Genomic DNA, 15,310 nt, shown 5'->3' with positions numbered 1-15,310 from the left:
CGACGAGGTGCCGAAGATCACCACCGTTCTCGGCGCAGTTTTGATCTGCGGAGCGGGGCTGTTCGCCTTAAGATCTGCGAGGTGAAGCGCCGTGCTGTCAAATTCGGCGGCGCAGATGAATTGTTAATGCCGCTTTAGCCTGGCCGCTGTTGTGCTTTCAAAACGGAGTCGCAGATGGCCAACAGGTACGAAATCAAACGCCGATTTTATCGATCACTACATGGCGACCAGAAGCAGGCTAACCATCATCTCGACAACCCAGGTGGCCCGTGCGTTGAACACGCTGATGCTTCCTCGAGGATGCTATTGGGCAACCCCGCGCGCCATGCTCGTCCGGCCCATTAGTTTGGCTCGCTGCTCCCGACAGCGGGCCGCTTCTTTCGCGCACGAGGCTGACATCAGCGGCAAGTCGTCTGCTACTTTTTCTTTGTCGCCAATCTTGTCCGGTCTGGACAGTATATGACGCGACGCTAATTTAATGCCAATGGCACGTTTTCTGTTGAGCCTCGTTTCGATTTTATTTTGCAGCACGCTTCTCCAAGCGCAATCGTGGCAGTTTTTCGGCGTCAGGCAGTTTGGCTTCATATTCGATGTTCCCCCTGGCTTTGTCCTGACGCAGCGTTCGGACCAGGGCGCGGAATTTCGGGGCGAAAACGATGCCCTTCTTACCGTGTGGGGCGCAAGGCTCGGCGAGCACAGCTTTCGCGCCGAGATCGAGCACCGCATGGTCGAAGATGAAAAGGAGGGCTGGAAACTGACCTATAGGCGCGTCACGCTGAGATGGGCCAGCTACTCGGGCATCAAGAACGAACAGATCCGATATGTCCGCGCCATTGCGGTCTGCAACGACCGTGCCGCGCTCTTTGTCATAAATTACAGCAGCGATGAAAAAATCCCGTACGATCCGATTGTGGTGCGAATGGTGCGATCCCTGAAGGCGGAAGGTTGCTGAGAACCGTTAAACAGTCCATCCATCTCAAACCCGTCATGGCTTTCCGCCTGCTTCGAAGACTGATCGTCAGCGGGCCTTCTCACAATCATTCCTGACTACGAAGGCCAGTAGCGGGCAGCGCAATCGCGATTGGAAGCCAACATTCGAACGAGTGCGCTGAAAGTGGCCGGCGCCACTTTGGGGGGCGTTGGGGTAGATTGCCTGTAGGGCGCCGGCCTGGCGGATTGGGGTCCGCCGCACAAATAAAGCTAACAGAGCTTGCGACCGTGGATAAGGCGTGATCGCGGAAGGTGGGCGACTGATGCTTTCCAAGGGAGGGCCGCAGCAACCAGGCCGCCGACGTGACCGCTGTGCGAATTCACAAGCACAATCAGCAAGTAGGCGCTTTCATATCTCGCGGCTTGACTTTTAAGGCGAAAAACTCATAACGATTTCAAGAGGTTACGAGACATTTGCGCTTGCATCCGCTTTGATTCTCGGCCATGCTTTGCAAGGGAAGAAGGGGCACATGGGTCGACCCGGCGGCGGACCAGACGTTGGGCGGGGTGGCATAGCTATGTCCAAGGTCGAGACCTAAAGGCTTGCCGGCGATTTCCAGGTCGTCTCACACCCCGGCTGCCGGTGCCTCTTCCGGCTTGGCTTTGTGAGAGCCGCAACCTGGAGGCTTCCAAATGAACGGTCCACGAAAACGCTGCCAGAATCGACGCTGACTGGCAATTCGAACTAGGGGCATGGATCACACACCACGACCAGCCGATGCCGTCATTGGTGATGATGAGACAGAAGGCTGGCAAACTAGGTGAAATTTATGGTGTTCGGTCCTTTGCTGTGGAGGATCCGAACCGCAACAGAGTGATATTAGGCGCCAGCCTTAAGCCGATCGATGACGTGGCATGGGCGGTTTGCTTGCTGACACCAGAGTGGGCTGCCGAACTCGCTGCCTGACGTTCGATCCCCTTCAACACAGATAAGCCCCGCTTCGGCGGGGTTTTTCATGTCGCCATGTTGCTACCCATGTTGCTATTTGCAGCCTCCGCTCATTCCCACGCCTTACAAATCAAGGGCTTATGTTGCCGCTCATTTCGGGGTCAGCAACATGGATTTTGGCGGTTTCGATAGTTAAGTGCTTGATTTTGTTTGGCTGGGGAACCTGGATTCGAACCAGGACTAACGGAGTCAGAGTCCGTGGGTCTACCGTTAACCTATTCCCCAGCAGGGCGCAGTTGAAGAAAACAGCGCGGGCAGGGCGACGATGCCGCGCGTGCCTTGTAGCCGCCGCCGGAAAATAGTCAAGCCTGCGCAGCCCTTCAATCACCACGTTTCATAGGGGCGTGGTTCAATGCCGCCCCTCAACCCTCCCTTCGCCCGAGCTGCGAGTGCTCAAAATACAGCACCACGCCGAGCGCGATGACCAGCGGGATGATCAGGTAGAACAGCCGGAACACCAGCAGCGCGGCCAGCACGCCGACCGGATCCATTTGCGACAGGCCGGCGAGGAAGACGACCTCGAACACGCCGAGCCCGCCCGGCGCATGCGAGATCTGAGCGATCGAGAACGACACTAGGAAAACGCCGAGCACGACAAAATAGCCGGGATTGCCTGATACGGGCAGGGCGAAGAAGATGATCGCCGCCGCCGCCAGAAGCTCGATCGGGCCGATCAGCAATTGCCGCGCGACGATCGGCAGCGCCGGATAGTGGACCTGGAAGCTGCCGATCTTCAGCGGTCTGAGATGCAGCCAGCTGCCGAAGACATAGGCCGCCACCAGCAGCAGCATGGCGACGCCCGCGGCTACGGTCAGGCCATGGTGCGGTAGGCCGGAGAACCGGTCGATGATTTCAGGCTCGAAGACCAGCACGAGGCCGGAGACCAGGATCGTTGACAGCACGAAGGTGATCCAGCAGATCGCCACCAGCACGCCGACATCCTTTCCGGTCAGGCCCCTGGTTCCGTAAGCGCGGTAGCGGATCACCGCGCCTGAAAATACCGAGCCGCCGATATTGTGCGACAGCGCATAAGTGGTGAATGAGCAGAAGGTGACGAACAGCCAAGAGACTCGTCTGCCGATATGCAGGAGCGCGATGTGGTCGTAGCCGGCCAGCGATGCATAGGCGATGACCGAGCTCAGCCCGGCGAGCACCCAGCCGCGGGCGGGGATGGCGGCGATGCCGTCCCAGACATCGTCGAGCGAGATGCCGCGCAGCTCATGCAGCAGCAGCCACAGCGAGAAGACGACCGCCGCAACGCCGACGACCGGCCAGAAATAGCGCCTCCAATTCATGGCGTGACGATCATGCGCTGCAGCCCCGTTGCCCTTTTCGGGTTCGCGTCAGGAAAACTGGCCGCGATTCCGAATGTTCCATTCCCGCCATTTCAGAAATGCCTTATCGAAGCCGGCTATTCAACCGGCAACGCGCGGCTCGTCCTGCTGCCGCTTCACGCCGCCGGCAAAATTCGGCCCCTGCGCTCTTGGTGATCCGGCCCGGCGCTGCTAGTCTGGCGGCAACTTAGAACACATGAAAGCGCCTGCTGCGTCCGGTCTCCGGTTCGCGCGGCGCCGGAAGGAACTGAAGTGGAAGACCACGACACCGGCGCCGGCGCGCCGGAAGTGGGCGTGTCCAGGGCTTCGCCGCCGCCTTCGGGCCAGGCAAGCCCATCCGCCGGCCGGCAGAATGGCCGCCCGGTGCAGCCTTGGTCCGGTTACGGACGGGCAGGCGACGCGTCTCATCAAAATGGCCAGAATCAGAAGGCCAAGACCAGGAAGCGGCGAAAACGTCGGCGCGGCCGCAAGGTCTTTGTGCGCGATGACGCTCACCTCGCAGCGGCCGGGCTGTCAGCGGCCGCCGGCAGCGCTCCAGCCAGCCGCTCGCCCGTGGCGATCGTCGCGCCTTTGGCCTCAGCTGCGCCAAGCATGCCGGAGCAGGATGTTCGCCGCTCGCCGGCACAGGAACTGCCGGTGTTTGCCGCACTCGATCTCGGTACGAACAATTGCCGGCTGTTGGTGGCGGTGCCGACGCGCCACGGCCAGTTCCGCGTCATCGACGCTTTCTCGCGCATCGTCAGGCTGGGCGAGGGCCTCACCGCCAATGGCCGGCTCGGGCAGCCGGCGATGGACCGTGCGGTCGAGGCGCTGAAGATCTGCGGCGACAAACTGCGCAGCCGCAAGATCAGGAAGGCCCGGCTGATCGCCACCGAAGCCTGCCGCACGGCCGCGAACGGCGCCGAGTTCCTCGACCGCGTCGAGCGTGAGGCCGGCTTGAAGCTCGAAATCATTGACCGCCAGACCGAGGCGCGGCTGGCGGTGTCAGGCTGCGGCTCGCTGGTCGACCGCGACACGCAAGGCGTCGTCCTGTTCGACATCGGCGGCGGCTCCTCGGAAATCGCGCTGATCGACCTCACCGGCCACCGCTCGCCGAGGCTCGCCAACCACATCGTCTCCTGGACGTCGCTGCCGGTCGGCGTCGTCTCGCTGGCCGAGCGCTTCGGCGGCCGCACCGTCACCCGCGAGATCTTTGCCGCCATGGTCGAGGATGTGGCCGTGCGCCTGCACGCCTTCGACGGGCGCGACCGGCTGAGTCACGTGCTCGCCAGCCCGAAATTCCATCTGCTCGGCACCTCGGGCACGGTGACGACGCTGGCCGGCGTCCACCTTGACCTGGAACGCTACGACCGCCGCCGGGTCGACGGGCTGTGGATGGACCGCGACAGCGTCGACCGCATGGTCGAGAAGCTGGTCGGCTGGGATTTCCAGCAGCGCGTCGCCAACCCTTGCATCGGCGCCGATCGCGCCGATCTGGTGCTGGCCGGCTGCGCCATCCTGGAAGCAATCCGCGCGGTGTGGCCGTCGGAGCGGCTGCGCGTCGCCGACCGCGGCCTGCGCGAGGGAATATTGAGTGAATTGATGGCCGATGACGGTGTCTGGCGCAACAGTGGACGTGGCAGAGCATGATCCAGAAAAGTGGCAATCGGTTTTCGCTGGAGATCATGCTCAAACAAGAAGTCAAGCAATGACCAAGAAACCGGAAAAACCAGGCTCTGCCAGCATTCGCGTGCTGAAGACGCGGATCAAGAAGAAAAGTGGCCTGAAGGAATCGTCGCGCCGCTGGCTGCAGCGCCACATCAACGATCCCTATGTCCAGCGCTCCAAGGCCGACGGCTACCGTTCGCGCGCGGCCTACAAGCTGATCGAGATTGACGACAAGCACCATCTGCTCAAGCCCGGCATGAAGGTCATCGACCTTGGCGCGGCACCTGGCGGCTGGTGCCAGGTCGCCGCCGCGCGCACGAAATCGACGGCCGAACATCCGCACGTCGTCGGCATCGACTATCTCAAAATGGATGCGGTGCCCGGCGCGCCGGTGCTGTTGATGGATTTTCTCGACCCCCAGGCGCCGGAAAAGCTCGCCGAAACGCTGGGCGGCCGACCGGACATCGTTTTGTCCGACATGGCGGCGCCGACCACCGGCCACCGCCGGACCGACCACATCCGCACCATGTATCTGTGCGACGTGGCGGCTGATTTCGCCCTGTCGGTGCTGAAGCCGGGCGGCCATTTCCTCGCCAAGACTTTTCAGGGCGGCGCCGAGAACGAGTTGCTCGCCAGGCTCAAGCAGAATTTCCGCTCGGTCCATCACGTCAAGCCGCCGGCCTCGCGCGATGAGTCGGTAGAGCTTTATCTGCTGGCGAAGGATTTTAAGGGTTAGCGTCTTTCCTTCTCCCCTTGTGGGAGAAGGTGGCCTCGCGAAGCGAGGTCGGATGAGGGGTGTTCCAGCTTGGGAACTCGATTGCGGTTATCATCGCCTCGTTTCTTCCAACACCCCTCATCCGTCTCGGCGCTGCGCGCCGATCCACCTTCTCCCACAAGGAGAGAAGGGAAGGAGCCTCAACTCCCCGGTGGACCCAATCCCAGCGTCTTCGGCGCTGTCAGCCCGCTATATCCCGATACGGCGTTGCCGGCGTTCGGCGCCAGCCGCATGAATGACAGCGATGCGGCCGCCGACACCGCCGCGACGATAAAGAACGCGATGTGGAAGTCGCTTAGCGTCAGCGACCCGCCATGGATTGTCGTCGACACTTCCAGGATGCCGCCGGCCAGCGCCACGCCAAGCGCGATCGACAGTTGCTGGAACACCGCGGCGATCGGCGTTGCCCTGCTGGTGTCGGCGGCCGAAATCTCGGCATAGGCAAGCGCGTTGATGCCGGTGAAGAACATCGAGTGGATGAAGCCACCGGCCAGCAGGGCGGCGAGGATCAGCAGGTAGGGTGTGTCCGGCGTGAACAGGCCGTTGATGGCGATCGTCGCCGCCGCGATCAGCGAGCCGAAGATCAGCACGCGGCGGAATCCGGCGACCCTGAAGATCAGTGCAGTGACGAATTTCATGCCGATGGCGCCGACCGCCGCCACGAAAGTGATCATTCCCGATTGGAACGGCGTCAGCCCGAAACCGATCTGGAACATCAGCGGCAAAAGGAAAGGCACGGCGCCTATACCGATGCGGAACAGTCCGCCGCCGAGGACCGAGGAGCGGAACACCTGGTTGCGGAACAGATCGAGCGCCAGCAGCGGGTTCCTGGCGCGGCGCGCATGCAGGAGGTAAAGCACGGCTGACACCAGCCCGACAGCTACGGTGAGGAAGCCGGCAATCGGCGGCAAGGCCGGCAGGCTGACCACCGACAGGCCGAACACGATGCCCGATGCCGCCAGCCCGCTCTGAACGAAGCCGATGAAGTCGAGCGGCGGCGTCTGCGCCGGTTCGGTCTCCGGCAGGAAGCGCGTGGCGAGCCAGATGCCGATCAGCCCGATCGGCACATTGATCAGGAAGATCCAGTGCCAGGTGAAATAGGTGGTGATGAAACCGCCGACCGGCGGCCCGACGAGCGGCCCGACCAGCGCCGGAATGCTCAGCCACGACATGGCGGCGACGAGCTCGTTTTTCGGCGTGGCACGCACCAGCACAAGGCGTCCCACCGGCGTCATCATGGTGCTGCCAATGCCTTGCAGGAAGCGCGACATCACGAAAGCCGGCAGCGAATTGGACACCGCGCAAGCGACCGAACCGACGATGAACACTGCGATCGCCGCGCGAAACACATTCTTGGCGCCGAAGCGGTCGGCCATCCAGCCGCTGATCGAAATGAACACCGCCAGCGACGCCAGATAGGCGGTCAGCGCCAGCTTGAGCGCGACCGGGCTGGTCTGGAGGTCGATGGCGATCGCCGGCAGCGACGTTGCGATAACGGTCGAATCCATTTTCCATGAAAAGAGCGACCGCCAGGATAAGCGGAATGGTGCGGTTCATGGAACGCGTCCGGATTGAATGTTCACCGCCGACGTGCGGTCTCTCTGGGGCAAGCCGACACGCAGGGCGGTTACCACGGGCTGGGTCGGATGTCGCCTTACTTTGCCGTCACATTTGTGCGACCCTGGCAGCCGTGCCAGTGAGGAGTCTGCGAGAATGGCGCAAAATAAAAAAACCCGCCTCGGCGGCGGGTCGTTGGCGCAAATCAGCACCATGAATAAATTCCTAGCATAATTGCCGTCACAAAGCAATGACCACGCGCCCACATACGTGCACAACCAATCGGCTTTTCATCGGCGACGGGACGTGTTACGAGCCAGCGCCAATCCTGAAAGGGAAGAAGACGAGTCGGCGCTGTCCATCCGGTCCAGCGCTTTTCATGCATTCCGAGGGCTGGCCATGGCAAAGATTATCGAAACGTCCACGGGCGCATTGGCGTTGACCTTTGACGACGTGCTGCTGCAGCCGGGTCATTCCGAGGTTATGCCGGGTGAGACCGATATCCGCACCCGCATCGCCGGCGACATCGACCTCAACGTGCCGATCCTCTCCGCCGCCATGGATACCGTCACCGAGGCGCGTCTCGCCATCGCCATGGCCCAGGCAGGCGGCATCGGCGTCATCCACCGCAATTTCTCGCCGGCCGAACAGGCCGAGCAGGTGCGGCAAGTGAAGAAATTCGAATCTGGCATGGTGGTGAACCCCGTCACCATCGGTCCCGATGCGACGCTCGCCGACGCGCTGGGTCTGATGCGCACCTACAGCATCTCGGGCATTCCCGTGGTCGAGAATGGCGGCGCTGGCGGGCATACGGTCGGACGGCTGGTCGGCATCCTGACCAACCGCGACGTGCGTTTCGCTTCCGAGCCGGCCCAGAAAGTCTACGAGCTGATGACCCGTGAGAACCTGATCACGGTCAAGGAGAACGTCGATCAGGACGAGGCCAAGCGGCTCCTGCACCAGCACCGCATCGAAAAGCTGGTCGTGGTCGATAGCGACGGCAATTGCGTCGGGCTGATCACCGTCAAGGACATCGAGAAATCGCAGCTCAACCCGCACGCCACCAAGGACGTGCAGGGGCGCTTGCGCGCGGCGGCCGCCACCAGCGTCGGCGATGACGGGTTCGAGCGCGCCGAGCGCCTGATCGACGCCGGCGTCGATCTTCTGGTGATCGACACCGCGCATGGTCACTCGCAACGTGTCCTGGATGCGGTGACGCGGGCCAAGAAACTGTCCAATTCGGTCCGCATCCTGGCCGGCAACGTCGCCACATCAGAAGGCACGCTGGCGCTGATCGATGCCGGCGCCGATGCCGTCAAGGTCGGCATCGGGCCCGGTTCCATCTGCACCACCCGCATCGTCGCCGGCGTCGGCATGCCGCAGCTTTCGGCGATCATGTCGGCAGTCGAGACGGCGCAGAAATCGGGCGTCTCGGTCATTGCCGATGGCGGCATCAAATATTCCGGCGATCTCGCCAAGGCGCTCGCCGCCGGCGCCAGTGCCGCCATGATCGGCTCGCTGCTGGCAGGTACCGACGAGAGCCCGGGCGAAGTCTATCTGCACCAGGGCCGCTCGTTCAAAGCCTATCGCGGCATGGGTTCGGTCGGCGCCATGGCGCGCGGCTCTGCCGACCGCTATTTCCAGGCAGAGGTGCGCGACACGCTGAAGCTGGTGCCGGAAGGCATCGAAGGCCAGGTGCCCTACAAAGGACCTGTGTCCGGCGTGCTGCACCAACTTGCCGGCGGCCTCAAAGCAGCTATGGGGTACGTCGGCGGTCGCGATCTTGCCGATTTCCGCGACCGCGCCACCTTTGTACGCATATCCAACGCCGGACTTCGTGAAAGCCACGCCCATGACGTCACGATCACCCGCGAAAGCCCGAATTACCCCGGCGGAGCCTAACCAACTCGCACGAAGCCTGACGGCAATGATGCTGCGGCTGTCACGCCATGCTGCCGCGCTCTGTTTTGTCGCGATGGCGGTTTTCGTCGCCATGACGGTGATGGAGTTCCTGTATTTCCGCCAGCTGAGTGGTGGCCTGCCGTCGCTTGATTTGCGCTGGACCGGTTTCACCCCCGATGAGGGCATGGCTTGGCTGACGGCGCTCGGCCGGCGCGGCAGTGAGATCATTCTGGTCTGGCACTATCTGACCTTCGACTTGCTGTTCCCGGCGCTGCTGTCGCTGACATTGGTCAGCCTGATCCTGGCCACGGGGCGGCGGCTGAAGAACTTCCGGGCTCTGTCCGCGCAGCTCCAGTCGCTGTTCGCGCTCCTCCTGGTGCTGCCCTACACGCTTGCCGATTATGCGCAGAACATCGCGGTGGCCCGCCTGCTCTCTGATTTCCTGTCGGCCAATCCGGATTCGCTGTCCTTCGCCTCGGCGCTGATCGTCACCAAATTCGCGCTTCTGGCGATACCGGTGATCGTCATCGCGGTTTTTCATCTGGCCGGTCAGAAACAGCGCCAAGCTTAGGACCAAGCAGGCTCAAGACTACAAATCGAACAGCGCGATCTTGCGCTTGTCGAACTTGATCGCGATCTCGCCGCGCACCAGTTTGAGCGCGACCTCGCCGAACACGGCGCGTCGCCAGCCTTGCAAGGCCGGCACGTCGGCGGCCTCGCCTTCGGCGGCGATGCGATCGATGTCGTCGCTGGAGGCCAGCACCTTCGAAGCGACGCCCTCCCTTTCGGCAACGATCCGCAACAGCACTTTCAACAGTTCCGCGGCGGCATTGGAGCCTTCGGGCGGCTGAAAACTCTTCGGCAGCTTCGGCATCTCTTCCCTGGGCAAGGCAAGCGCGCTGTTGATCGCGCCAAGCAGCGCCGTTGCCGCCACTGAGCGTTCCCAGCCTTTCGGCGTGGTGCGCAGCTTGCCGAGTGCTGCCGCATCGCGCGGCGCCTGCTGCGCCACCTCGTAGATGGCGTCGTCCTTGAGCACCCGGCCGCGCGGCACGTCGCGTTCGCGCGCCTCGCGCTCCCGCCATGCCGCCACCGCTTGCACGATCGCCAGCTCCTGCGGCTTGCGCAGCCGCATCTTCAGCCGCTTCCAGGCGTCCTCCGGATGCGGATCGTAGGTTTCGCGCGCGGTCAGAAGTTCCATCTCCTCGTTCAGCCAATGGGCGCGGTTCTCGCGCACCAGCTCGGCGCTGAGGTGCTGGTAGACCTCGATCAAATGGGTGACGTCGGCAAGCGCGTAGTCGAGCTGCTTCTCGGAAAGCGGCCGGTGGCGCCAGTCGGTGAAACGTGAGGACTTGTCGAGCCGAGCGCCGGTTATCTTCTGGACGAGCTGGTCATAGGAGACGCTGTCGCCGAAGCCGCAAACCATCGCCGCCACCTGGGTGTCGAACACCGGATGCGGGACCAGATCACCGAGATGAACGATAATTTCGATGTCCTGGCGCGCCGCATGGAAGACTTTGACGACGGCCTCGTTGGCCATCAGCCTGAAGAACGGCTTGAGGTCGATATCGGGTGACAGCGGATCGATCAGCGCCGTCACGCCGGGCGCCGCCATCTGGATCAGGCAGAGGATCGGCCAAAAGGTCGTCTCGCGAATGAATTCGGTGTCGACGGTGACGAAATCCGACTTTTCGAACGCGGCAACAGCGGTCTCGAGTTCTTCTTGGGTAGTGATGACGTGCATCAAATCGCTTTTGGCAAAGGGTAAGGTCTCCTTCAATTTCAGCCGCGCGGGCTTTCGTCAAGCCGGAGTCCCGGGTTCAAGGCATATGGGGCCGTCATCATTGCTTCGCAGGCCCGTCGGAATCATCGTTGCGCTTGGCCAGCCGGGCGAAGACCGTCGATGTGCGCAAAAGGCCGATGAAACGGCTGCGATGGCCGGCCGGCACGCCGGATCGCACCTGCATCCGGTAGAGGATGACGACGACGAAGATGGCGTAGACGACGGCGGTGAACACGAACAGCGCGCTTGGCCCGAAATACTGCATCGCCGTCGAGGCGGCGAACGGCCCGCCAATGGCGCCGAAGGAATAGAACAGCATCAGCGCCGCGTTGATCAGCACGAACTCGCCCTTGTCGGCGCGGTCGTTGGAGTGCGCCGCCGATAGCGAGTAGAGCGGCATTGCGAAGCAGCCGAAGATGAAGACGATCACGAAGTTGAGGGACGGGTCGCTGCGCGCCCAGAACACCAGCGCCAGCGATGCGAGCAGCGCGCAGCACGTCGTCATCAGCAGCACGGAACGCCGGTCCCAGCGGTCGGACAGATAGCCGAGCGGGTACTGGATGATGGCGCCGCCGAAGATGCCGACGCTGACGAAAGTGACGACGTCGGTGACCGACATGCCGATCTGTTCGGCATAGACCGGCGACAATGTGCGGAAGGCGCTGTTGGTGACGCCGACGGCGATGCAGCCAAAGCAGCCGAGCGGCGAAATCCGCCAGACGCGGGCCAGGTCGAGCTTGACGTCCTCCGGCGGAGTCGGATTGGAGCGGTCGCCGAGCGACACCGGCACCAGCGAGAGCGTGATCATGATCGACATGATGGCGAAGATGGCGAAACCGCCGGCGCCGAAGATCGGGATCAGGAACTGTGCGCCTGTGACCGAACCGATGTCGACCATCCTGTAAATGGCCAGCACCCGAGCGCGGTCCCTGTTGGCGACTCCGGAATTGAGCCAGGCTTCCATGATCGTGAACAGGCCGGCGAAGCAGAATCCGCCGGCAAAGCGCACCGCGCACCACATAACCGGATCGACGACCAGCACCAAAAGCAATGTTCCGGCCGAAGCGATCGCCGCCAGCGCCGAAAAGGCGCGCACATGGCCGACGGCCTTCATGATGTGGGTGACGGCGAGGCAGCCGAGCAGGAAGCCGGCGAAATAGAATGTGCCCATCAGGCCGATGGTCGAGGCCGAAAATCCCTCCTGCGCACCGCGCAGCGCGATCAAGGTGCTCTGCAGGCCGTTGCCGCCGAGCAGGATGCCGGCGGCAATAAGGAGGGGGATCAGCGGGCGCATGGAGGACATGAAGGAAGGCCTGTCGTTGATCCTTCTTGAACCATCGCCCGCGCCAATGCCAGCGGCAATTCCCGGCGGTTAGCAGGCCAGCGCCGACAATCAGTTTCTCAGTTTGATTTTTAGCTGAGGGGGCGATCTTTCGCGCTCCCGATGGCGCGCTGGGATGGTGGGCGTCCTACCGCAGAATTCTGTTTGTCATCAGCCATTTCACGGAACGGGGCCACGCGTAGTTCGGACCCATGCGAAGATCGGTAAAGCCCTGCGAAACAGGGTTCCCGGTGTCAGCGTCGAGGATGCGAATGAACATGGTATGCTCTGTTCGGTTGACGCGCGTTACGACGCCCAGCAAGGCAAGAGACGCGCCGTGCTCTTTAGCGATTTTGCCTTCACAGCCGCCGCAGTTGCGCAATCCGTGCGGCGCAACCGCCTGCTCATCCATCGCTGGCACATCAACCACTGTAAAACGTCCGGACTGGGAGAGCATGTCCTTCGCAACTTGTGCCGACTCGGACAAATAGCGCCTATCGTGTTCATCCGGCGGAATTATTCCTGCCCCGGCGCTCTTGTCCTCCAATTCGAATGGAAACACCTCGATTGACATCGGCTTTGTCTGCTGAGCGTGCGCAAATGTGCAGGTGCCGACAAGCAGCATCACCAGGACAGTCAATGTGCGAATGCGCATGGTAGTCCTCCCATCGATGTGACAGCCATTGTACACGGCTTGGCTACCCTAATCACGATCAAAGCAGAGCAAAACTCTACGCTTTAACTGTGGCGGGATCTTTTCAGAGAGCCTCGAGCGAAAGCCGAAGTCCAACCTGAGATGCCACCCGAGCGCCGTCTGCCTTGACAAAGGCGGCCTCTCATGTGCTTTTCGCGCAAATTTTCGGGCCGGGCCATCATGCCTTGGCCGCAATCAACATCCGGACTTACCAATGACAATGCATCGTTACCGCAGCCATACCTGTGCCCAGTTGAGGAAGAGCGACGTCGGCTCTTCCGTTCGTCTGTCGGGCTGGGTGCATCGCGTGCGCGACCATGGCGGCCTGCTCTTCATCGATTTGCGCGACCACTATGGCCTGACCCAGATCGTCGCCGATCCGGATTCGCCGGCCTTCAAGATCGCCGAGACGGTGCGCGGCGAGTGGGTCATCCGTGTCGACGGCGAGGTCAAGGCGCGCCTTGCCGAGACGGCGAACGCCAACCTGCCGACCGGCGAGATCGAGGTTTTCGCGCGCGAGATCGAAGTGCTGTCGGCGGCCAAGGAACTGCCGCTGCCGGTGTTCGGCGAGCCGGATTATCCCGAGGACATTCGTCTCAAATACCGCTTCCTCGACCTGCGCCGCGACACGCTGCACAAGAACATCGTGGCGCGCACCAAAATCATCGCCGAGATGCGCAAGCGCATGGGCGAGGTCGGCTTCACCGAATTCTCGACACCGATCCTGACCGCTTCGTCGCCCGAAGGGGCGCGCGACTTCCTGGTGCCGTCGCGCATCCATCCCGGCACCTTCTACGCGCTGCCGCAGGCACCGCAGATATACAAGCAATTGATCATGGTGTCGGGCTTTGACCGCTACTTCCAGATCGCGCCTTGCTTCCGCGACGAGGACCCGCGCGCCGACCGCCTGCCGGGCGAATTCTACCAGCTTGACGTGGAGATGAGCTTCGTCGAGCAGGACGACGTGCTGGCGACGATGGAGCCGGTCATGCGCGGCGTGTTCGAGGCCTTTGCCGCCGGCAAGCCGGTGACGCAGGAGTTTCCGCGCATCGCCTATGACGTCGCCATGCGCAAATACGGCACCGACAAACCGGACCTGCGCAACCCGATCGAGATGCAGAATGTCTCGGAACACTTCCGCGATTCGGGTTTCAAGGTGTTCGCCAACATCCTGGCCAACGACCCCAAGGCCGAGGTCTGGGCCATTCCGGCAAAAACCGGTGGCAGCCGTGCCTTCTGCGACCGCATGAACTCCTGGGCGCAAGGCGAGGGCCAGCCGGGACTGGGTTACATCTTCTGGCGGGGTCTTGAGCCGACCATGTCGTCATCCGCTGCTTTGGATCTGCCTGACTCAGATCCGGATAAAATTGACGAGATCATCTCAGCAGTAGCATATGAAAATGCCGGAGGTATCGAAGGCGCCGGTCCGCTCGCCAAGAACATCGGCGAGGAGCGCACCGAGGCGATCCGCCAGCAACTCGGTCTTGCCGATGGCGACGCCGCCTTCTTCGTCGCCGGCGACCCGAAGAAATTCGTCTCGTTCGCGGGCGCGGCGCGCACCCGCGCCGGCGAGGAGCTGAACCTTGTCGACCGCGACCGCTTCGAACTGTGCTGGATCGTCGACTTTCCCTTCTTCGAATGGAACGAGGACGAGAAAAAGATCGATTTCGCCCACAATCCGTTTTCCATGCCGCAAGGCGGCATCGACGCGCTCAACGGCGAGGATCTGCTTGGGATCAAGGCGTTCCAGTATGACTTGGTCTGCAATGGTTTCGAGATCGCGTCTGGCGGCATCCGCAACCATCTGCCGGAAACCATGGTCAAGGCGTTCGAGACTGTCGGGCTGGACCGCGAGACCGTCGAGGAGCGCTTCGGTGGCCTCTACCGCGCTTTCCAGTACGGCGCACCGCCGCATGGCGGCATGGCGGCCGGCATCGACCGCGTCGTCATGCTGCTGGTCGGCGCCAGGAACCTGCGCGAAGTGACGATGTTCCCGATGAACCAGCAGGCCTATGACCTGTTGATGAGCGCGCCGTCGGAAGCCAGCCCGCAGCAGCTTCGCGAATTGTCGCTGCGCGTCGCGGTGACCAAGAAAGAGGCTTAATCACCAGCTTCGCCTGCGCTGCTAATGAAATCCCATCCGGGAATATCGGACTGTGCATGGAATTCTGAGAACTTCCGCTACCTGAAGTTGTGGCCTGGAACTGCGGGCGGCCGCTGCCGCCCGGCCTCCAGCACCAATCTAAACGCTGGCGATTAACCACAGGCCACCACGTCTTCGTCATCCCAGGGCGGAGCAAGGAGCGAAGCGACGCGCGCAGACCCTGGGATCCATGCCGTGACATCAGCCGAAGAATGCAG

The 15,310-nt window shown here is 62.3% G+C and carries 11 protein-coding genes, 1 tRNA gene and 1 pseudogene; 6 read left to right on the top strand and 7 right to left on the bottom strand.

What is annotated here, in order from left to right; all coding sequences use genetic code 11:
* Window positions 1-517: 517 nt before the first annotated feature.
* Entirely contained in the window at window positions 518-721 is a 204-nt protein-coding gene (locus NKH36_RS33695; protein WP_352966086.1) for a hypothetical protein, read from the bottom strand.
* Between the two features lie 3 nt (window positions 722-724).
* Here NKH36_RS33695 and NKH36_RS33690 point away from each other — a divergent pair, with 3 nt between their 5' ends.
* Entirely contained in the window at window positions 725-952 is a 228-nt protein-coding gene (locus NKH36_RS33690) for a hypothetical protein (RefSeq protein ID WP_352966085.1), read from the top strand.
* A gap of 1,138 nt (window positions 953-2,090) precedes the next feature.
* Here the strand turns inward: NKH36_RS33690 and NKH36_RS33685 are convergent.
* Both NKH36_RS33685 and NKH36_RS33680 read right to left on the bottom strand, forming a co-directional pair.
* Window positions 2,091-2,164: transfer RNA gene (locus tag NKH36_RS33685), tRNA-Gln, on the bottom strand.
* A 137-nt stretch (window positions 2,165-2,301) separates the two neighbouring features.
* Window positions 2,302-3,234 (bottom strand): lysylphosphatidylglycerol synthase domain-containing protein, encoded by a 933-nt coding sequence (locus NKH36_RS33680; RefSeq protein ID WP_352966084.1) that lies wholly within the window; start codon window positions 3,232-3,234, stop codon window positions 2,302-2,304.
* Between the two features lie 291 nt (window positions 3,235-3,525).
* Between NKH36_RS33680 and NKH36_RS33675 the strand changes: the two genes are divergently transcribed.
* Entirely contained in the window at window positions 3,526-4,902 is a 1,377-nt protein-coding gene (locus NKH36_RS33675; RefSeq protein WP_352966083.1) for a Ppx/GppA phosphatase family protein, read from the top strand.
* 58 nt (window positions 4,903-4,960) lie between these two features.
* On the top strand, window positions 4,961-5,656 hold the full coding sequence (locus NKH36_RS33670) for an RlmE family RNA methyltransferase (protein WP_352966082.1): 696 nt from the start codon (window positions 4,961-4,963) through the stop codon (window positions 5,654-5,656).
* 179 nt (window positions 5,657-5,835) lie between these two features.
* Here the strand turns inward: NKH36_RS33670 and NKH36_RS33665 are convergent.
* Window positions 5,836-7,252, bottom strand: a pseudogene (locus tag NKH36_RS33665) (MFS transporter).
* Between the two features lie 399 nt (window positions 7,253-7,651).
* Here NKH36_RS33665 and guaB point away from each other — a divergent pair.
* Together guaB and NKH36_RS33655 are read left to right on the top strand one after the other, a co-directional pair.
* Window positions 7,652-9,154: an IMP dehydrogenase gene (gene guaB / locus NKH36_RS33660; RefSeq protein ID WP_352966081.1), complete on the top strand. Its 1,503-nt coding sequence runs from the start codon at window positions 7,652-7,654 to the stop codon at window positions 9,152-9,154.
* Between the two features lie 25 nt (window positions 9,155-9,179).
* On the top strand, window positions 9,180-9,725 hold the full coding sequence (locus tag NKH36_RS33655; protein ID WP_352966080.1) for a hypothetical protein: 546 nt from the start codon (window positions 9,180-9,182) through the stop codon (window positions 9,723-9,725).
* A gap of 18 nt (window positions 9,726-9,743) precedes the next feature.
* Here the strand turns inward: NKH36_RS33655 and rnd are convergent, their stop codons facing one another.
* From rnd to NKH36_RS33640, 3 genes are all read right to left on the bottom strand, one after another.
* The gene (gene rnd / locus NKH36_RS33650; RefSeq protein ID WP_352966079.1) at window positions 9,744-10,895 is read right to left on the bottom strand and encodes a ribonuclease D; all 1,152 of its coding nucleotides are present in this window, start codon (window positions 10,893-10,895) and stop codon (window positions 9,744-9,746) included.
* Window positions 10,896-10,992: 97 nt separating this feature from the next.
* On the bottom strand, window positions 10,993-12,237 hold the full coding sequence (locus NKH36_RS33645) for an MFS transporter (protein ID WP_352966078.1): 1,245 nt from the start codon (window positions 12,235-12,237) through the stop codon (window positions 10,993-10,995).
* Between the two features lie 166 nt (window positions 12,238-12,403).
* The gene (locus NKH36_RS33640; protein ID WP_352966077.1) at window positions 12,404-12,910 is read right to left on the bottom strand and encodes a DUF3280 domain-containing protein; all 507 of its coding nucleotides are present in this window, start codon (window positions 12,908-12,910) and stop codon (window positions 12,404-12,406) included.
* Between the two features lie 259 nt (window positions 12,911-13,169).
* Between NKH36_RS33640 and aspS the strand changes: the two genes are divergently transcribed.
* A complete protein-coding gene (gene aspS / locus NKH36_RS33635; RefSeq protein ID WP_352966088.1) occupies window positions 13,170-15,053 on the top strand; it encodes an aspartate--tRNA ligase in 1,884 nt (627 codons plus the stop codon).
* Window positions 15,054-15,310: the final 257 nt, after the last annotated feature.

This window comes from Mesorhizobium sp. M1312 (assembly GCF_040318115.1).
In the GTDB taxonomy this organism is placed as follows: domain Bacteria; phylum Pseudomonadota; class Alphaproteobacteria; order Rhizobiales; family Rhizobiaceae; genus Mesorhizobium.
This window is presented reverse-complemented; position numbering and strand designations above follow the sequence as displayed.

Bases quoted from the DNA above. Each gene is read 5' to 3' on its own strand.
- NKH36_RS33690 (WP_352966085.1), top strand. From the start codon at position 725: ATGGTCGAAGATGAAAAGGAGGGCTGGAAACTGACCTATAGGCGCGTC.
- NKH36_RS33680 (WP_352966084.1), bottom strand. From the start codon at position 3,234: ATGAATTGGAGGCGCTATTTCTGGCCGGTCGTCGGCGTTGCGGCGGTC.
- NKH36_RS33670 (WP_352966082.1), top strand. From the start codon at position 4,961: ATGACCAAGAAACCGGAAAAACCAGGCTCTGCCAGCATTCGCGTGCTG.
- guaB (WP_352966081.1), top strand. From the start codon at position 7,652: ATGGCAAAGATTATCGAAACGTCCACGGGCGCATTGGCGTTGACCTTT.
- NKH36_RS33655 (WP_352966080.1), top strand. From the start codon at position 9,180: ATGATGCTGCGGCTGTCACGCCATGCTGCCGCGCTCTGTTTTGTCGCG.
- rnd (WP_352966079.1), bottom strand. From the start codon at position 10,895: ATGCACGTCATCACTACCCAAGAAGAACTCGAGACCGCTGTTGCCGCG.
- NKH36_RS33645 (WP_352966078.1), bottom strand. From the start codon at position 12,237: ATGTCCTCCATGCGCCCGCTGATCCCCCTCCTTATTGCCGCCGGCATC.
- NKH36_RS33640 (WP_352966077.1), bottom strand. From the start codon at position 12,910: ATGCGCATTCGCACATTGACTGTCCTGGTGATGCTGCTTGTCGGCACC.
- aspS (WP_352966088.1), top strand. From the start codon at position 13,170: ATGCATCGTTACCGCAGCCATACCTGTGCCCAGTTGAGGAAGAGCGAC.